Genomic DNA, 17,071 nt, shown 5'->3' with positions numbered 1-17,071 from the left:
GCGCGCACCGCCGCCAGCCGGTCGCCCAGCTCCGCGTCGGCGAACGGGTTGTCGAACATGGCGCCTTCCTGCCTGCCGTCAGAACGTGTCGCGGCAGATGTACTTGACGTCGGTATAGGCTTCCAACCCCATGCGCGACCCTTCGCGGCCGAGACCGGCCTGGCGCATGCCGCCGAAGGGGACCGGCGCGCCGGTGATCTTGGTGCGGTTGACCGCCACCATGCCGAAGGCGAGGCCGCGCGACAGGCGGGCGATGCGGCCGGCATCGCGCGTGTGCAGATAGGCGACGAGGCCGGTCTCGGTGTCGTTGGCGCGGGCGAGAACCGCCGCCTCGTCGTCGAATGGCGCGAAGGCGGCGACCGGGCCGAAGGTCTCCTCGCGGAAGATGCGGGCGTCCTCCGGCACGTCGGCGAGCACCGTCGGCTCGAAGAACAGCGGCCCTTCGGCCGCCGTCGACCCGCCGGCGACGAGCCGGGCGCCGCGGTCGAGCGCGTCGGCGACATGGGCGGCCTGCTTGGCCACCGCGCGGCCGTTGATCAGCGGGCCGATGTCGGGATCGGCGAGGCCGGGGCCGAGGCGCAGCGCGCGCACCCGCTCGGCGAAGGCGGCGACGAAGCGCTGGTAGATCGGCCGCTCGACATAGAAGCGGTTGGCGGCCAGGCAGTCCTGCCCGGAGGTGGCGAACTTGGCCGCCATGGCGCTGTCGAGGGCGCGCTCGAAGTCGCAGTCGGCGAAGACGACGAAGGGCGCGTGGCCGCCGAGCTCCATGATCAGGCGCTTGATGGTCGGCGCGCTCTGGCCGTAGAGCAGCCGGCCGATCTCGGTCGAGCCGGTGAAGGACAGCACGCGCACCAGCGGCGAGGCGGTCAGCGCGCCGACGACGCGGTCGGGCCGGCCGGTCAGCACGTTGAAGACGCCGGCCGGCAGGCCGGCGCGCTCGGCCAGCTCGGCCAGCGCCAGCGCCGAAAACGGCGTCTCCGACGAGGGGTGGGCGACGACGGTGCAGCCGGCGGCCAGCGCCGCGGCGGCCTTGCGCGTCAGCATGGCGGAGGGGAAGTTCCACGGCGTGACCAGCGCCGCGACGCCGGCCGGCTCGCGCACGAGCTGCATCTCGGCGTCGGCCAGGTGCGGCGTGACGCTCTCGACGTTCACCCGGCGCGCCTCCTCGGCATAGAAGGCGACGAAGGAGGCGGCGTAGTCGATCTCGCCGAGCGCTTCGGACAGCGGCTTGCCCTGCTCGAGCACCATCAGGTGGGCGAGGTCGGCGCGCGCCTCGAGGATCAGCGCGTGCCAGGCGGCGAGCCGCGCGGCGCGCTGCTGCGGCAGGGCGGCGGACCAGCCGGCGAAGGCGCGGTGGGCGGCGGCGACCGCCGCCTCGACCTCGACCGGCCCGAGGGCGGGCACGCAGCCGAGCCGGCTGCCGTCGGCCGGGTCGTGCACGTCGATCACCGCGTCGCCGGGCGCGGCGATCCAGTGGCCGTCGGCATAGGCGTATTCGCGGAAGAGGCGGGGGTCGCGCAGGGCCGAAAGGGAGGTCTTCTCCAGGGCGGCGATGGCGGTCATGGCGGGGCTCCTGAAACCGGGACAGGCGCCATCATGCGGCCGGCGGCGGCGATTGTTCTTCTGTCGCGGGGCGCGCGCGGCGATGAATCGTCGGAAGTGGCGGCGACCGGCCGCTCAATCCTTCTGCGCGCCGGCGACGAGGCGGCCGAGCGGCAGCGCCTTCGACTGCTTGACCGGCTTGGTGACCACATAGGTGAAGTAGCGCGACAGGCCGATGCCGGCCTCCAGCAGCTCGTCGACCAGGCGCTGGTAGGCGTCGATGTCGGTGGTGACGACCTGGACGATGTAGTCGAAGCCACCGCCGACCGCCCAGCAGCCGACGATCTCGTCGATGCGCGCCACGGCGCGCTCGAAGACCTGGAAGTTCTCCGCCCGGTGGCCCTCCAGCTCGACCGCCATGAACACGACGATGTGCGGCGCGATCTTCCGCAGCGCGACGTCGGCATGGTAGCCGGTGATGATGCCGGCCTTCTCGAGCCGCTTGAGGCGTTCCCAGCAGGGCGCGGCCGTCAGGTTGACGCGCTCGGCCAGCGCCGCCTTGGAGATGCGGCCCTCGGCGCGCAGGATCGACAGGATCTTCAAATCGCGGTCGTCGAGCTTCAGCATGGCCGGGCGCCTCGCGGGATGCGAGCCATGTGCGGCACGGCCGGTCAGGTCGCGATCGACGCGCCGGCGCCGGCCGCGCGCGCCTTGGCGAGGGCCAGCGTGGCGATGGCGGTGTCCTGCGCGCCGGTGCCGGTCAAGTCGCAGATTGTCACCTGGTCGGCCGCGGTGCGGCCGGGGTGGCGGCCGGCCACCACGTCGCCGAGCTCGACCGGCGCGCCGCCCGGCCACAGGCCAGCGGCGATGGCGCTGCGCAGCTCGCCGAGCGCCTCGCACTGGCTGGCGCGGTCGGCGACGTAGAGGCCGGCCTCGGCGACGGCGCGCGCGGCGATCTCGTTCTTGCCGGCCTGGTCGGAGCCCATCGCGGTGACATGCAGGCCGGGATGCAGCCACTCGGCCGCGAGGATCGGCCGCTCGGCCGGCGTGGTGGTGACGACGAGCTGGCTCTCGGCGACGAGGCGCGCCGGGTCGCGCTCGGTCTTCGCCTCGATGCCGAGCGTTTCGGCGATGTCGGCGGCGCAGCGCGCCGCCTTGTCGGCGTCGCGGCCCCACACCAGGACGCGCCCGAACGGCCGCTCGAGATGCGCGGCGGCGATCTGCAGGCGGGCCTGCACGCCGGTGCCCATGACGCCGGCGGTGTCCACGGCGGCCGGCGCCAGGTGGCGCGCGGCGACGGCGCCGGCGGCGGCGGTGCGCACGTCGGTCAGGTAGCCGTTGTCGAGGAACAGCGCCTCGACCAGCCCGGTGCGGGCGGAAAACAGGATCATCAGCCCGTTGAGGCTCGGCAGGCCGAGCTTCGGATTGTCGAAGAAGCCGGGGCTGACCTTGATGGCGAAGCCGTCGAAGCCGGGGATGAAGGCCGTCTTGACGTCGACCTCGCCATTCGCCTCCGGCAGCGCCATCGACAGGATCGGCGGCATGACGACGCGGCCGGTGGCGAGCGCGGCGAAGGCGTTCTCCACCGTGTCGACGGCCTCGCGGTCGAGCGCGACGGCCTTGCGCAGGTCGGCCTCGGTGACGACGAGCACGTCATGCGGCATAGGGGCGTCCTTCCAGCGTGGTGTCGCCGAGCGCGACGTCGCGGCCGGCGACGATGTCGGTGAACACGGCCATGTCGACGTTGCGCCCGGTCAGGAGCGTGGCGACCGGCCCGTCGAGCCGGCCGGCGCGGCCGGTCATCAGGGCGGCCGCGCCGACGGCGGCGGCACCCTCGCAGATGAGCCTGTCCTCGTAATAGTGCGCCTGCATGGCGCGGTAAATCTCCGCCTCCGAAACGAGCACGGTCGCGTCGAGATGGTCGCGGCACAGCGCGAAGGTGAGCCGGTTGTCGAGGCCGATGCCGCCGCCCAGCGAATCGGCCAGGCTCGCCACCTCGCGCACGGCGACCGGCCGGCCGGCGGCAAGCGCGGCGTGCATGGCCGCGCCGCGCTGCATGGTGACGCCGACGACGCGGATCGACGGCTTGATGCGCTTGGCGGCGAGCGCCACGCCGGCGGCGAGGCCGCCGCCCGACAGCGGCACCAGGACGGCGGCGAGGTCGGGCCGCTCCTCCAGCAGCTCGAGGCCGATGGTGCCCTGGCCGGCGATCACGGCGGGATGGTCGAAGGGCGGAATCTCGACCAGCCCGTCGCGCGCGGCGAGGCGGCGGCTCTCGGCGCCGGCCTCGTCCTGGCTGTCGCCGACGATCGCCACCTCGGCGCCGAGCGCGCGGATGCCGTCGACCTTGGCCTGCGGCACCAGGCGCGACATGCAGATGACGGCGCGCAGGCCGAGCCGGCGGGCGGCGTAGGCGACGGCGCGGCCGTGATTGCCGGTCGAGCAGCAGGTGACGCCGGCGGTGCCGGCCGGCAGCGCGGCCATCGCGTTGGCCGCGCCGCGCAGCTTGAAGGCGCCGACCGGCTGGGCGAGCTCGAGCTTCATCAGCACCTCGCAGCCGGCCACGCGCTCGAGGAACGGGGAGGGGACGAGCGGCGTCGCCGCGGCGACGCCGGCGATCGCCCGGCGCGCGGCCAGGATGTCGGACAGCGCCAGCGTCTCCATCGGCTCAGTTGGCCTCCAGCACGGCGCTCAGGAACTGGCGGGTGCGCTCGTTCTCCGGGTTGGAGAAGATCTCGTCGGGCGCGCCCTCCTCGGCGATCTTGCCGCCGTAGAAGAAGCACACGCGGTCGGCGAACTCGCGGGCGAAGCCCATCTGGTGGGTGACCATCAGCATCGTCAGGTTGTGCTCGGAGCCGAGCTTGCGGATGACGTTGAGCACCTCGCCGACGAGCTCGGGGTCGAGCGCGGAGGTGACCTCGTCGAACAGCATCACCTTGGGCCGCATGGCCAGCGCGCGGGCGATCGCCACGCGCTGCTGCTGGCCGCCGGACAACTGGCTCGGATACTGGTCGACCTTGTCGCCGAGGCCGACCATGTCGAGCAGCTCGGCGGCGCGCTCGCGCGCCTCGGCCTTCGGCATGCCGAGCACGTTGACCGGCGCCTCCATGCAGTTCCTGATCGCCGACATGTGCGGGAACAGGTTGAAGTGCTGGAACACCATGCCGATGTTGCCGCGCACCCGGCGCAGGTGGCGCTGGTCGGCCGGCACCAGCGTGCCGTTCTTCTCCATGTGGGTGAGCGGCTCGCCGTCGACATAGATGATGCCCTCGTTGATGCGCTCGAGCGTCATCAGCATGCGCAGCACGGTGGTCTTGCCGGAGCCGGAGGGGCCGATGATCGCCACCTTCTCGTTGGCGGCGATCTCGAGGTCGAGCGAATCGAGCACCGTCAGCGAGCCGTAGCGCTTGGTCACCTTGTCGAACTTGACCATGGGGGTCGTCATCGCGCGCCTCCGGGGTTGCGCAGGGAGCGGTTGAGCCAGGCCTCGACCTGGCGGATCAGCGCCGCGGCGATGAGGCTGAAGACGAGGAAGAACAGGCCGACGATGGTGATCGGCTCGACGTAGCGGAAGCTCTGCGAGCCGAGGATCTTGGCCGTCTGCATCAGCTCCAGAACGGCGATCGCCGACAGCAGCGGCGTCTCCTTGAACAGCGCCACCAGATAGTTGCCGAGCGCCGGCACGACCGGCGGGATGGCCTGCGGGATGATGATGTCGCGGAAGGTGACGTAGGGGCTCAGATTGAGCGCCACCGAGGCCTCCCACTGGCCCTTGGGGATGTTCTCCAGCCCGGCGCGGTAGACCTCCGAGCAATAGGCGCCGTAGTGCAGGCCGAGCGCGATGACGCCGGCCACCATGGCCGGCAGGACGATGCCGAACTCGGGAAACACGAAGAAGATGAAGAAGATCTGGATCAGCACCGGCGTCGAGCGCACGAACTCGACGAAGGCGCCGGTGGGCAGCGAGACCCAGCGGCTCTGCGACATGCGCAGGATGGCGAGGACGAGGCCGAGCGAGGCGGCGAGCAGGAAGCCGAGAACGGTGGCCTGCAGCGTGATGAGCGACGCGCGAAGCAGCGTCGGCATGATCTCCAGCGTGTAGCCCCAGTCCCAGAACATCACTGGCTCCTTCCGCGGGCGATGCCGCGCGCGGCGATGCTTTCCAGCCAGCGCATGCCGACGGTGATGAGGATGGAGATGGCGAGGTACATCACCAGCACGATGGTGAAGATCTCGATCGTGCGGAAGGTGGTCTGGTTCATCTGCTGCGCCTTGAAGGCGAGGTCGGAGATGGTGATCAGCGAGACCAGCGCGGTCGCCTTGAGCAGCTCGATGAACAGGTTGCCCCAGGGCGGGATCATCGCGATGAAGGCCTGCGGCAGGATGATGCGGCGCAGCGCCAGCGTGCGCGGCATGTTGAGCGCGACCGACGCCTCCCACTGGCCGCGCGGCACGGCGTTGACGGCGCCGCGCACCACCTCCGCCCCGTAGGCGCCGACATTGAGGCCGAGCGCGGCGATGGCCACCGTCAGCGGCTCGAGCAGGATGCCGAAATGCGGCAGCACGAAGAACAGCCAGAAGAGCTGCACCAGCGCCGAGGTGCCGCGGAACACCTCGATGTAGGCGACCGCCAGCCAGCGCAGCGGCGCCGGGCCGTACATCTTGGCCATGGCGGCCAGGAGCGCCATGACGACGGCCAGCACGCAGCCGCCGATGGTGATCTGGATGGTGACGAGGGCGCCCTCGAGCAGGCCCGGGATGAACTCGCGGAATCCGGCGAAGCTGGCGACGGCGAGCCCGGCGGTGAAGAAGACGATGGCGCAGATCGCCAGCGACCGAAGCTGCATCCCCGTTCTCCGCCTAGGGCCGAAAATCCGGCCCCGGCTGGTGCGCCGGTGCCGGAGCGGCCTGTCCCCCGTGCTCTTTATCCGGGAGGGCGGGCGCCGCCGGCACCCGCCCGTCCGTGGCCGCGGCGGACCGCGGCGGCATGGTCAGCCGTGCGGCCCGGTCACTCGCCGGCGCACAGCTCCTCGGTGGTCTTGTTCGGCAGGTAGCCCTCGCCGAAGCCGAACTCGGAGACCAGCGCGATGTGCTCCTCGGTGCCGACGAAGTCCTTCAGCGTGGCGTTGAACGCCTGGTAGAGGTCCTCGTCCTCGGGCCGGAAGGCGAAGCCGCCATGGCCCTTGACCGATTCGCCGGCGACCTCGCCGAACGGTTCGGTCGATTCCACGCCCTCGTTGTTGTCGGCCATGCGGGCGATCGACAGCGCGGTGAGCGCGGCGGCGTCGGCGCGGCCGGCCTTGACCGCGCTGACCAGGCTCGCCTGGTCGGGCAGCACGACGAGCTGGCCCTGGTCGACGCCGGCGTCCTCGGCATAGCCGGCCTCGACGGCGCCGGCCATCACGGCGAGCTTGAGGTCGCCGTTCTCGGCGATGGTCCCGTAGTCGGCGATGTTCTTCGGGTTGCCCTCCTGCACCAGGAAGGCCTGGCCGATGCCGTAGGACGGCTCGGAGAAGCGCACCTGCTCGCAGCGCTGCGGCGTGATGAACATGCCCGCCGCGATGATGTCGAAGCGGCCGGCCTTGAGACCGGGGATCAGCGAGCCGAACTCGGTGAGCACGCCGTCGACCTCGTCGATGCCCATCTTGGCGAGCACGGCCTTGGCGACCTCGGGCGCCTCGCCGGTCAGCTCGCCGGCGGGCGTGGCGTAGCCGTAGGGCGCCTCGTTGGCAAAGCCGACACGGATGTAGCCCTGCTCCTTGGCACGCTCGAGCGTGCTCTGCGCGGCAGCGGCGCCGGCGGTCAGAGCGACGGCGCCGAGTGCGGCCATGCCCTTCAGAAATGTGCGTCTCATAGGCCTATCCCCTGTTACGGTTTGAACTATTTCGCAGGCTTGAGCGGAAGGATGTATACATCATCATGCGGCCGGAGAGGCTGTCAATGCCTTTCCCGGGGCCTGCCCCGGGCGCCCGCCGCGGGGTGCTGCGGCGCGGTCGCGGGCGGGCTGAAGGAATCTCTTTTCCGGCTCCGCCCAAGTGCGATAGAGGGATACATCTTGCCATCGCCACGCCGGCCGGCGCTCCGGCCTGCGGCCGTCTTTGCGGAACCGCCATGCCCGCCTCGCAGCTTCCCTTCAGCCCCCAGGAATACGCCGACCGACTGACCAAGGTGCGCAACGCCATGGTGGCGCGCGGCATCGACCTGCTGTTCATCGAGGACCCGTCCAACATGGCCTGGCTGACCGGCTATGACGGCTGGTCGTTCTACGTCCACCAGGGCGTGCTGGTGTTCCTCGACGAGGAGCCGATGTGGTGGGGCCGGGCGCAGGACGCCAACGGCGCGGTGCGCACCGTCTACATGCCCGACGAGCGGGTGATGAGCTATCCGGACCACTACGTCCAGGCGAGCACCATCCACCCGATGGAGATGCTGGCGGCGATCGTGCGCGCGCACGGCTACGACGCGCGGCGCATCGGCGTCGAGATGGAGAACTACTACTTCACCGCCAAGGCGTTCATGGTGCTGCAGCACGAGCTGCCCGACGCGCGCTTCGTCGACGCCACCGGGCTGGTCAACTGGGAACGGGCGGTCAAGTCGGACGCGGAGATCGTCTTCATGCGCCGGGCGGCGCGCATCTCGGAGAAGATCGTCGACGGCATCTTCGAGCGCGTCGAGCCGGGCATGAAGAAGAACGAGCTGGTCGCCGAGATCTACGGCGACGCGATCCGCGGCGTCGACGACGACTGGGGCGAGTATCCGGCCATCGTGCCGCTGCTGCCGAGCGGCTCGGACGCCGCCGCGCCGCACCTGACCTGGGACGGCCGGCGCTTCGAGCAGGGCCAGGCGACGTTCTTCGAGATCGCCGGCTGCTACCGGCGCTATCACGTGCCGTTCTGCCGCACGGTGTTCCTCGGCCAGCCGCCCGACTTCATGCTGGAAGCGGAGAAGGCCTTGTGCGAGGGGCTCGAGGCGGGCCTCGAGGCGGCGCGCCCGGGCAACCGGGCCGGCGACGTGGCCGAGGCGCTCTACGGCGCGCTGGAGCGCGCCGGCATCCGCCGCGACGGGCGCTGCGGCTATCCGATCGGCATCTCCTATCCGCCCGACTGGGGCGAGCGCACGATCTCGCTGCGCAAGGAGGACGACACCGAGCTGCAGGCCGGCATGACCTTCCACTTCATGCCGGGGCTGTGGATGTCGGACTGGGGGCTGGAGATCACCGAGAGCATCCTCATCCGCGACAGCGGGCCGGCCGAATGCCTGTGCAAGCGGCCGCGCAAGCTGCTCGTCAAGGACTAGGCGCTTGCGAAGGCTGACCGCATGACCGATCTGGCGCGCGCCCGCGACATCCTGGCCGATCTCGTCGCCTTCCCGACGGTCTCGGCCGACAGCAATCTCGCGCTGATCGCCTATGCCGGCGACATCCTGAGCGGGCTCGGCGCGCAGCTCTCCATGGCGCGCGACGACAGCGGCGCCAAGGCCAACCTGTTCGCCACGCTGGGCGGCGAGGGCGACGGCGGCATCGTCCTGTCGGGCCACACCGACGTGGTGCCGGTGGTCGACCAGGACTGGACCAGCGATCCCTTCACGCTCGCCGAGCGCGACGGCCGGCTCTACGGCCGCGGAACCTGCGACATGAAGGGCTTCATCGCCTGCTGCCTGGCGATGGCGCCGCGCTTCGCCGCCGTGCCGCTCGCCCGGCCGCTGCACTTCGCCTTCACCTATGACGAGGAGGTCGGCTGCCTCGGCGCGCGCCATCTCGTCGCCGACCTCCAGCGCGCCGGCATCCGGCCGGCCGCCGCGATCGTCGGCGAGCCGACCGCGATGCGCATCATCGAGGCGCACAAGGGCTGCCACGAATACACCGTCGCCTTCCACGGCCGCGCCGGCCACGGCTCGGAGCCCGACCGCGGCGTCAACGCGGTGGAATACGCCGTGCGCTACGCGACGCGGCTGATGGAGCTGGCCGAGGAGCTGAAGGGCCGGGCGCCGGTCGACAGCCCGTTCCGGCCGCCCTGGACGACGCTGCAGATCGGCCGCATGGCCGGCGGCACGGCGCACAACGTGATCGCCAGCCACTGCAGCGTCGACTGGGAGATGCGCCCGGTTCAGCCGGCCGATGCCGCGCACGTCAAGGCGGCGATCGGCGCCTATGTCGACGAGGTGCTGCGGCCGGCCATGCAGGGCACGGCGCCGGAGGCCGACATCGTCACCCATGTGGTGGGCGAGGTCGCCGGCCTAGCGCCGGCGAGCGAATCGGAGGCGCGCCGCATCGTCGCCGAGCTGACCGGCCGGCAGGAGGCCGAGGCGGTGTCGTTCGGCACCGAGGCCGGCCTCTTCCAGGCGATCGGCATGTCGGCCGTGATCTGCGGGCCGGGCTCGATCGAGCAGGCGCACAAGCCGGACGAATACGTCGCCCCCGACCAGCTCGAGGCGTGCCTGGCGATGCTCGACGGGCTCGCCGACCGGCTGACATGACGTCCGCGCCGCAGCGCCGCCGCGGCGACGGGCGGCAACGCCTGCTGCGCATCTACGAGACGCTGCGCCTGCGCATCTGCCTGCTCGACTACCCGCCCGGCCACCGGCTGCGCGAGGCGGACCTGGCGGCCGAGTTCGCGGCGAGCCGCACGCCGATCCGCCGCGTGCTCGCGCGGCTCGAGGACGAGGGGCTGCTGCGCTCGGTGCACGGCGTCGGCACCATCGTCACCGACATCGACATCGCGGCGCTGGCCGAGGTCTACGAGCTGCGCGTGGCGCTCGCCGAGCTCTACGGCCGGCTGGCGCCGGTGGCGCCGGACGGGGCCGGCCTCGACCGCTTCCGCGCCGTGCTTTCGGGCTGCGACGCGCTGGTCGAGCGGCCCGACGCGCGCGCCTTCGCGCGGCTCAACATGGAGTTCTTCGCGCTGATCGCGACGCTGACGGCCAATGCGCCGCTGCGCCAGATCAGCGAGCGGCTCTACTACCAGACGACGCGCATCTGGCTGAAGACGGCCGCCCGGCTGGCCGCCTACGAGCGGCTTCTGGCCGAGGAGATCGCGCATTTCCGCCGCGAGGTGGCCGACGTGCTGGCGGCGCTGGAAGCCGGCGACCTGGCCAATGTCGGCGCCATCCGGCGCGCCCACATCGCGATGAGCTTCGCCCGGCTGCGCGCCCAGGCTGAGCGGGCGGCGCCTGGCGAGTGAGCCCGCCCGGCCGCGCCGCCGGCGTCAGTCGCCGTAGGGCACCCACACGTTCTTGACCTCGATGGCGCGCGCGGCGAAGGCGGCGGCGTCGGCGTCCTCGGCATGCCAGTCGACGGCGCGGCCGTTGCCGGTCCACACGCGCTTCAGGTTGCCGGCGGATTCGAGCTCGACGGCGCGGCAGGTCTTTGCGTCGGCGACGCACCACAGCCCGTCGACGTCGTCGTGGCGGGCGAGCACACGGGCCAGCGCGTCGGCCGGGCCGGTGACGATGTTGACGGCGCCGGCCGGCAGGTCGGAGGTCTCGATCACCTGGTAGAGGTCGGTGGCGACCAGCGGGTAGCGCCAGGACGGCACGGCGACCACCGCGTTGCCCATGGCGAGCGCCGGGCCGAGCATGGCGACCAGGCCGAGCAGCGGCGCGGCGTCGGGCGCGACCAGGCCGACGACGCCGACCGGCTCGTTGAGCGCCAGGGTGACGGCGCGCATCGGCGGCTGGTGGACGCGGCCCTCCACCTTGTCGGCCAGGCTGCCGCAGGCGAACAGGCGCTCGACGGCGGCGTCGACCTCGGCGCGCGCGGCTCTGGCGCCGGCGCCCGTCAGCCGGGCGATGCGGGCGGCGAACTCGTCGGCGCGCACGGCGAGGTTCTCGGCGAAATAATAGAGCACCTGGCTGCGGTTGTAGGCGGTGGCCGACGGCCAGGCGCTCTTGCGCGCCGCCGCGACGGCGTTGCGGATGTCCTTGCGGTTGCCGATGCCGGCCTCGCCGGCGAGCCGCCCGCGGGCATCGGCCACGGCGCGCACATAGGTCGCGTCGGGCCGCACCTGGCGGCCGCCGACGAACAGCTTGGGCGTGCGGTCGATGGCCGCGTCGGGCTCGCCCGTCGCCTCGGGCATGGCGATCGGCGCATAGGCGCGGCGCCGCGCCGGCCCGGCCGGCGCCAGGTATTCGCGCAGCCCCTCGCGCCCGCCCTCGCGGCCGAAGCCGCTCTCGCGATAGCCGCCGAAGCCGCAGGCGGCGTCGAACAGGTTGGTGCCGTTGATCCACACGACGCCGGCCTTGAGCTGCGGGGCGACGTGCAGCGCGCGGCCGACCGTCTCGCTCCACACCGAGGCGGCGAGGCCGTAGCGGGTGTTGTTGGCGAGCGCCACCGCCTCCTCGGTGGTGCGGAAGGTGGTCGCCGCCAGCACCGGGCCGAACACCTCCTCCTGCATCAGCACGTTGGCCGGCGCCACGCCGGTGACCAGCGTGGGCAGGTGGTAGTGGCCGGCCGCCGGCAGGTCGACCGCCGGCTGCCAGCACTCCGCCCCCTGGCGGGCGCCCTCGGCGACCAGGTCGCGCACGCGGGCGAGCTGCACGGCGGCGACCAGCGGGCCGATGTCGGTGTTCTTGTCGAGCGGGTCGCCGAGCCGCAGCCGGCCCATGCGCGCGCGCACCCGCGCAAGCAGCGTCTCGGCGACGTTTTCCTGCACGAGAAGCCGCGAGCCGGCGCAGCACACCTGGCCCTGGTTGAACCAGATGCCGTCGACCAGCCCTTCCACGGCGCTGTCGAGGTCGGCGTCGTCGAAGACGACGAAGGGCGACTTGCCGCCGAGCTCGAGCGACAGCGCCTTGCCGCTGCCGGCGGTGGCGCGGCGGATCATGCGGCCGACCTCGGAGGAGCCGGTGAAGGCGATCTTGTCGACGCCGGGATGGGCGACCATGGCGCTGCCGGTCTCGGCGCCGCCCTGCACGATGTTGACGACGCCCTTCGGCACGCCGGCGCGGGCGCAGATCTCGGCGAACAGGATCGCCGTCAGCGGCGTGTACTCGGCCGGCTTGAGCACCACCGTGCAGCCGGCCGCCAGCGCCGGGGCGATCTTCCAGGCGAGCATCAGCAGCGGGAAGTTCCACGGGATGATCTGGCCGACGACGCCGACCGGCCCGTGGCCGGGGAAGGCGCGCGCCATCTCCTGCGCCCAGCCGGCGTGGTGGATGAAGTGGCGCACGGCGAGCGGCACGTCGATGTCGCGGCTCTCGCGGATCGGCTTGCCGTTGTCGATCGATTCGAGCACCGCGAACAGCCGCGCGTGGCGCTGCATGGCGCGGCCGATGGCATAGAGGATGCGGGCGCGGCGGTAGCCGGAGGCGGCGCGCCAGCGCGGCAGCGCCTTGCGCGCGGCGGCGACCGCGTCGGCGACGTCGTCGGCGTCAGCCTCGGCGATCTCGGCCAGGGGCCGGCCGCTCGCCGGCTCCTCGACGGCGAAGCGGCGGCCGGCGCGGCCGGCGCGCCAGGCGCCGTCGACGAACAGCGTGCGGGCGAGGTCGCGGCCGGCGAGCCAGGCGTCGGCCTCGGCGCGCGATTCGGGCGCCGGTCCGTAGTCCATGGCGGCGTAGCGTTCGAGAATGGTCACGCGGGGCTCCCTGCGGCGGCCGTCAGGCCATGGCGTGGCGGTGGGCGGCCGAATAGCGCCCGGTCAGGTGATGCTCGAGCTGGCGCTCGATGTCGGTCAGCAGGCTGGAGGCGCCGAAGCGCAGCAGGTCGGGCTCGAGCCAGCGGCGGCCGAGCTCCTCGCGCATCAGGATCAGCCAGTCGAGCGCCGCCCTGGCGGTGGAGATGCCGCCGGCCGGCTTGAAGCCGATGCGCTGGCCGGTCGCCTCGTGATAGGCGCGGATGGCGCGCAGCATGGCCAGGCCGACCGGCAGCGTGGCGTTGACGCTCTCCTTGCCGGTCGAGGTCTTGACGAAGTCGGCGCCGGCCATCATCGCGGCCAGCGCGGCGCGCGTCACGTTCGACAGCGTCGCCAGGTCGCCGGTGCCCAGGATGACCTTGAGATGCGCCGCGCCGCAGGCCTCGCGGAAGGCGGCGATCTCGTCGTAGAGCGCCTGCCAGCGGCCCTCCAGCACCAGGCCGCGCGGGATCACCACGTCGATCTCGTCGGCGCCGTCGGCGACCGAGGCGCGGATCTCGGCGAGCCGTGTCGCGAGCGGCGCCAGGCCGTGCGGAAAGGCGGTCGACACGGCGGCGACGTGGATGCCGGTGCCGGCGAGCTCGGCCGCCGCGGTCGCCACGAAGGGGTGGTAGACGCACACCGCGGCCGGCCGGATCACCGCGTCGCCGAGGCCGAGCCCCTCGACGATGTCGGCGCGCAGCGGGTTGCGCGCCTTGGCGCACAGCCGGCGCACGCGGCCCGGCGTGTCGTCGCTCGACAGCGTCGTCAGGTCCATCACCGCGAGGGCGCGCAGCAGCCAGGCCGCCTGGTGCTCGTTCTTCACCGAGCGGCGCTTGCCCAGCGTGTCGACGCGGCGCTCGAGCGCCGAGCGGTTGACGTGGCGCGCCGCTTCCAGCCAGCCGGCATCGAAGGGCAGGCCGGGATTGCGCGCCGCCGGCGGCTCGGCCGCCGTGCCGGACGCCTTGGGAAGCGGATGGACGCTGGCGCCGCCGCCGGCGGCCGGTGAATGCTGCTTGCCGGTCATGTCGACCCCGAAAGCGTGACCCCGGGCGCGGGCCGGGAGGAGGGGCGGGCGCGGACCCGCGCGCCGGAGCGCCCGGCGGCGCGGCCGCATCGTCGGCGGCATTATTCCAGCACCGGGGCGCGGCTGGCAAGCCGCCATCGGCGCCGGGCGTCGCTCGCCGCCGCCTCGCAGCGTCGCGGCCGACGCAGCGCCGGAAGCCGTGCGGCGCGCGCACCAGGCAGGCCATGGGGGACGGGCGAGGACCGCGGAACAAACGCGCCGGCATGGCGTTCTGTCGTTGCGTTTATTTCGAATATGGACGATATACGGATCGTGCGCCGATGCGTGTGGGAGAGAACCATGGCCGCCGAGAAAGCCCGCCTCCTCGAGGATCGCATGCCGTCGAACGAGGAGCGCGAGAGTGCCAACCAGCTTCGCCAGGTGCTGGCGAACACCATGAAGGACGGTGAGCCGGCGCGCCTGAGGCTCGCCCTGGACGTCGAGAGGCGGGGCGAGGTCGTCCTCGCTCCGGCCTTGGCGCAGTCCTTGATGACGCTTCTGCGCCATGTGGCGAGCGGCCGCGCGGTCACGATCGTTCCGACCGAGGAGATGCTGACGACGCAGGCGGCCGCCGACCTGCTGAACGTGTCGCGACCGCATCTCATAAAGCTGCTCGAGAAGGGCGAGATCGCCCACACGATGGTCGGTCGGCACAGGCGGGTCCGCGCCAGGGACCTGTTCGACTACGCGCGGCGGCGCGACGCCGAGCGCGAGCGGGCTCTGGACGAGCTCGCGAGCCTGGACGCGGACCTGATCTGACGCTTCCGGGAGAATGGCGCCGAACCGCTACACCGCGACGATCGACGCATGCGTCCTGGCGGGCGCGCTGACGCGCAACATGATGCTCAGCCTGGCGGAGGCGGGTCTCTTCCGGCCCAGATGGTCCGAACGAATCCTCGCCGAAACCGAACGCGCGATCCGTTCGATTCACGCAAAGCGCGGCATCGCCGACGCCGAAGCGATCGCGGCTCGCCACTGCGATGCGATGCGACGCGCCTTCCCCGAGGCGATCACCGAGGGATACCAGATGCTGATCGCCGCGTGCGATCTGCCGGACGACGACGATCGTCATGTGCTGGCGGCCGCGATCCAGGCGCGGGCCTCGGTGATCGTGACCGACAACATCAAGCACTTCCCCGAACGGAGCATCGGCCCGTTCAATCTCATCGCCTCGACGGCAGACGCGTTCCTGGCTGATATCGTCGATCTCGACACGCCCGCTGCGGTCGCCGCGCTTCGCAGGATGCGGACCCGGTTCAACAGGCCGCAGATCGATGCCGAAAGCCTCATTCTGAAGATGGAAGGCGCCGGGTTGGGCCAGACGGCGAGCCTGCTGATCGGCGAGGTGCGGTCGCTCTAGCGTTTCCAGGCGAGGTGGAAACCGGTTCGCCGTTGGCAAACGCGTCAAGACAATCGCTTGGAGCCGATCTGCGATGCCGTGAAAAGCAGATCGGCTCTTGCTCCAGGTTGCGGACCGCCGGGCGGCATCGCCATCGGCGCGGCGCCCGGGGGCGGGCGGCTGGCCCAGTCGGCGGTTCTTTACAAAGCGGGCGCGCCCGACCAGTATCGGACTTCCTGCCCGCGCGGCGTTCCATGCGCGGGCTTCGCCATATCACAGGGAGAGTTACGCCATGGTTCGCAACACACGCAGGGTCTTCGCCGCTTCGGTCGCGGCCGCCGCCATGCTGGCCGCCTCGGCCGCGCAGGCGGAGGACGTGAAGATCGGCTTCCTCGGCGGCTTCACCGGCCCGATCGAGAGCCTCGTGCCGCCGATCTTCAACGGCGCCGAGCTGGCCGTGACGCACGTCAACGAGCAGGGCGGCATCCTCGACGGCGAGCTGCAGCTCGTGCAGGGCGACACGACCTGCGCCGACACCACGGCGGCCGCCGGCGCGGCCGACCGCATGGTCAATTCGGAGAACGTGACGGCGCTGGTCGGCCCGCTGTGCTCGGGCGCCACCATCGCGGCGGCCAACACCGCGGCGATCCCCGGCGGCGTCATGCTGATCTCGCCGGCGGCGACCTCGCCGGCGCTGACCGAGCTGGAGGACAACGACCTCGTCTTCCGCACCACGCCGTCCGACGCCTATCAGGGCGAGATGCTGGCCAAGACGCTGCGCGGCGACGGGGTGGAGAGCATCGCCATCAGCTACGTCAACAACGACTACGGCAAGGGCTTCGCCGACGCGCTGGCGAGCGCCTTCGAGGCGCAGGGCGGCACCGTGGCGGCCAACGAGGCGCATGAGGACGGCAAGGCCGACTACCGCGCCGAGGTCGGCTCGCTCGCCGCGGCCGGCGCGGAGATGCTGGTCGTGCTCGCCTATGCCGACGGCTCGGGCCAGACGATCCTGCGCCAGGCGATCGAGGGCGGCGACTTCTCGCGCTTCGCCGGCGGCGACGGCATGGTCAGCGGCGCGCTGATCCCGGCGGTCGGCGAGGGCCGGCTCGACGGCATGATCGCGACGCGCGCCGGCAGCAACGAGACGCCCGGCACCGAGGTCTTCAACAAGCTCGCCGAGGAGGCCGGCGTCGACCCGAACGGCACCTATGTGGCGCAGTCCTACGACGCGGCCTTCCTGATCGCGCTGGCGATCCAGCAGAACGGCAGCGGCGACCGCGAGGGCCTGTCGGAGGCGCTGCGCGCGGTGGCGAGCGCGCCGGGCGAGATGATCCTGCCCGGCGAGTGGGAGAAGGCGCGCCAGCTCATCGCCGAGGGCACCGACATCAACTACGAGGGCGCCTCGGGCAGCCACGAGTTCGACGACAACGGCGACGTGCCCGGCGTGATCCTGCGCATGGAGGTCGAGGGCGACGAGTTCGCCGAGGTCGGCCAGGTCGAGTAGTCCGGTCCGGCCGG

The 17,071-nt window shown here is 72.1% G+C and carries 16 protein-coding genes; 6 read left to right on the top strand and 10 right to left on the bottom strand.

Annotation, left to right across the window (positions count from 1 at the left end; genetic code table 11):
* Positions 1-78: 78 nt before the first annotated feature.
* The 8 genes from N1F89_RS18375 to ehuB form a co-directional block, all read right to left on the bottom strand.
* Entirely contained in the window at positions 79-1,563 is a 1,485-nt protein-coding gene (locus tag N1F89_RS18375; protein WP_290085871.1) for an NAD-dependent succinate-semialdehyde dehydrogenase, read from the bottom strand.
* Between the two features lie 114 nt (positions 1,564-1,677).
* Positions 1,678-2,169, bottom strand: coding sequence for an Lrp/AsnC family transcriptional regulator (locus N1F89_RS18370; protein WP_290085870.1), 492 nt, complete (start codon positions 2,167-2,169; stop codon positions 1,678-1,680).
* Between the two features lie 44 nt (positions 2,170-2,213).
* Entirely contained in the window at positions 2,214-3,206 is a 993-nt protein-coding gene (locus N1F89_RS18365; RefSeq protein ID WP_290085869.1) for a cyclodeaminase, read from the bottom strand.
* A complete protein-coding gene (gene eutB, locus N1F89_RS18360; RefSeq protein WP_290085868.1) occupies positions 3,196-4,206 on the bottom strand; it encodes a hydroxyectoine utilization dehydratase EutB in 1,011 nt (336 codons plus the stop codon). Before eutB ends, N1F89_RS18365 begins: the two co-directional genes overlap by 11 nt.
* A 4-nt stretch (positions 4,207-4,210) precedes the next feature.
* The gene (gene ehuA / locus N1F89_RS18355; RefSeq protein WP_290085867.1) at positions 4,211-4,987 is read right to left on the bottom strand and encodes an ectoine/hydroxyectoine ABC transporter ATP-binding protein EhuA; all 777 of its coding nucleotides are present in this window, start codon (positions 4,985-4,987) and stop codon (positions 4,211-4,213) included.
* A complete protein-coding gene (ehuD, locus tag N1F89_RS18350) occupies positions 4,984-5,661 on the bottom strand; it encodes an ectoine/hydroxyectoine ABC transporter permease subunit EhuD (RefSeq protein ID WP_290085866.1) in 678 nt (225 codons plus the stop codon). The genes ehuA and ehuD overlap by 4 nt, the downstream gene beginning before the upstream one ends.
* Entirely contained in the window at positions 5,661-6,389 is a 729-nt protein-coding gene (ehuC, locus tag N1F89_RS18345; RefSeq protein ID WP_290085865.1) for an ectoine/hydroxyectoine ABC transporter permease subunit EhuC, read from the bottom strand. Before ehuC ends, ehuD begins: the two co-directional genes overlap by 1 nt.
* A gap of 161 nt (positions 6,390-6,550) precedes the next feature.
* Positions 6,551-7,396 (bottom strand): ectoine/hydroxyectoine ABC transporter substrate-binding protein EhuB, encoded by an 846-nt coding sequence (gene ehuB / locus N1F89_RS18340; RefSeq protein WP_290085864.1) that lies wholly within the window; start codon positions 7,394-7,396, stop codon positions 6,551-6,553.
* A gap of 257 nt (positions 7,397-7,653) precedes the next feature.
* On the opposite strand from ehuB, the gene doeA reads away from it, so the two are divergent.
* The 3 genes from doeA to N1F89_RS18325 are packed head-to-tail and all read left to right on the top strand — an operon-like array spanning position 7,654 to position 10,721.
* Positions 7,654-8,838, top strand: a complete 1,185-nt coding sequence (doeA, locus tag N1F89_RS18335; protein WP_290085863.1) for an ectoine hydrolase DoeA — start codon at positions 7,654-7,656, stop codon at positions 8,836-8,838.
* Positions 8,839-8,859: 21 nt separating this feature from the next.
* Positions 8,860-10,017 carry an acetylornithine deacetylase gene (argE, locus tag N1F89_RS18330; protein ID WP_290085862.1) on the top strand — a complete coding sequence of 386 codons (1,158 nt, stop codon included), beginning with the start codon at positions 8,860-8,862 and terminating at the stop codon, positions 10,015-10,017.
* Positions 10,014-10,721, top strand: a complete 708-nt coding sequence (locus N1F89_RS18325; RefSeq protein WP_290085861.1) for a GntR family transcriptional regulator — start codon at positions 10,014-10,016, stop codon at positions 10,719-10,721. The genes argE and N1F89_RS18325 overlap by 4 nt, the downstream gene beginning before the upstream one ends.
* Positions 10,722-10,745: 24 nt before the next feature.
* On the opposite strand, the gene N1F89_RS18320 is transcribed toward N1F89_RS18325, so the two are convergent.
* Together N1F89_RS18320 and deoC are read right to left on the bottom strand one after the other, a co-directional pair.
* The gene (locus N1F89_RS18320) at positions 10,746-13,112 is read right to left on the bottom strand and encodes an aldehyde dehydrogenase family protein (protein WP_290085860.1); all 2,367 of its coding nucleotides are present in this window, start codon (positions 13,110-13,112) and stop codon (positions 10,746-10,748) included.
* Positions 13,113-13,134: 22 nt separating this feature from the next.
* Positions 13,135-14,175, bottom strand: coding sequence for a deoxyribose-phosphate aldolase (deoC, locus tag N1F89_RS18315; RefSeq protein ID WP_290085859.1), 1,041 nt, complete (start codon positions 14,173-14,175; stop codon positions 13,135-13,137).
* Positions 14,176-14,514: 339 nt separating this feature from the next.
* Between deoC and N1F89_RS18310 the strand changes: the two genes are divergently transcribed.
* The 3 genes from N1F89_RS18310 (at position 14,515) to N1F89_RS18300 (ending at position 17,057) form a co-directional block, all read left to right on the top strand.
* Positions 14,515-14,973, top strand: coding sequence for an excisionase family DNA-binding protein (locus N1F89_RS18310; RefSeq protein WP_290085857.1), 459 nt, complete (start codon positions 14,515-14,517; stop codon positions 14,971-14,973).
* 13 nt (positions 14,974-14,986) lie between these two features.
* Positions 14,987-15,574 carry a PIN domain-containing protein gene (locus tag N1F89_RS18305; protein WP_290085856.1) on the top strand — a complete coding sequence of 196 codons (588 nt, stop codon included), beginning with the start codon at positions 14,987-14,989 and terminating at the stop codon, positions 15,572-15,574.
* Between the two features lie 271 nt (positions 15,575-15,845).
* Positions 15,846-17,057: an ABC transporter substrate-binding protein gene (locus N1F89_RS18300; protein WP_290085855.1), complete on the top strand. Its 1,212-nt coding sequence runs from the start codon at positions 15,846-15,848 to the stop codon at positions 17,055-17,057.
* Positions 17,058-17,071 lie beyond the last annotated feature (14 nt).

The organism is Aquibium sp. A9E412 (assembly GCF_030398335.1).
In the GTDB taxonomy this organism is placed as follows: Bacteria; Pseudomonadota; Alphaproteobacteria; order Rhizobiales; family Rhizobiaceae; genus A9E412.
The sequence above is the reverse complement of the archived record's forward strand: the minus strand, read 5'-3'. Positions and strand labels throughout refer to the sequence as shown.

What these genes read in the sequence shown, in the direction of transcription:
- N1F89_RS18310 (WP_290085857.1), top strand. Translation starts at nt 14,515, where the DNA reads ATGGCCGCCGAGAAAGCCCGCCTCCTCGAGGATCGCATGCCGTCGAAC.
- N1F89_RS18325 (WP_290085861.1), top strand. Translation starts at nt 10,014, where the DNA reads ATGACGTCCGCGCCGCAGCGCCGCCGCGGCGACGGGCGGCAACGCCTG.
- N1F89_RS18375 (WP_290085871.1), bottom strand. Translation starts at nt 1,563, where the DNA reads ATGACCGCCATCGCCGCCCTGGAGAAGACCTCCCTTTCGGCCCTGCGC.
- ehuD (WP_290085866.1), bottom strand. Translation starts at nt 5,661, where the DNA reads ATGTTCTGGGACTGGGGCTACACGCTGGAGATCATGCCGACGCTGCTT.
- argE (WP_290085862.1), top strand. Translation starts at nt 8,860, where the DNA reads ATGACCGATCTGGCGCGCGCCCGCGACATCCTGGCCGATCTCGTCGCC.
- doeA (WP_290085863.1), top strand. Translation starts at nt 7,654, where the DNA reads ATGCCCGCCTCGCAGCTTCCCTTCAGCCCCCAGGAATACGCCGACCGA.
- N1F89_RS18300 (WP_290085855.1), top strand. Translation starts at nt 15,846, where the DNA reads ATGGTTCGCAACACACGCAGGGTCTTCGCCGCTTCGGTCGCGGCCGCC.
- ehuB (WP_290085864.1), bottom strand. Translation starts at nt 7,396, where the DNA reads ATGAGACGCACATTTCTGAAGGGCATGGCCGCACTCGGCGCCGTCGCT.
- N1F89_RS18305 (WP_290085856.1), top strand. Translation starts at nt 14,987, where the DNA reads ATGGCGCCGAACCGCTACACCGCGACGATCGACGCATGCGTCCTGGCG.
- N1F89_RS18370 (WP_290085870.1), bottom strand. Translation starts at nt 2,169, where the DNA reads ATGCTGAAGCTCGACGACCGCGATTTGAAGATCCTGTCGATCCTGCGC.
- ehuC (WP_290085865.1), bottom strand. Translation starts at nt 6,389, where the DNA reads ATGCAGCTTCGGTCGCTGGCGATCTGCGCCATCGTCTTCTTCACCGCC.
- deoC (WP_290085859.1), bottom strand. Translation starts at nt 14,175, where the DNA reads ATGACCGGCAAGCAGCATTCACCGGCCGCCGGCGGCGGCGCCAGCGTC.
- N1F89_RS18365 (WP_290085869.1), bottom strand. Translation starts at nt 3,206, where the DNA reads ATGCCGCATGACGTGCTCGTCGTCACCGAGGCCGACCTGCGCAAGGCC.
- eutB (WP_290085868.1), bottom strand. Translation starts at nt 4,206, where the DNA reads ATGGAGACGCTGGCGCTGTCCGACATCCTGGCCGCGCGCCGGGCGATC.
- ehuA (WP_290085867.1), bottom strand. Translation starts at nt 4,987, where the DNA reads ATGACGACCCCCATGGTCAAGTTCGACAAGGTGACCAAGCGCTACGGC.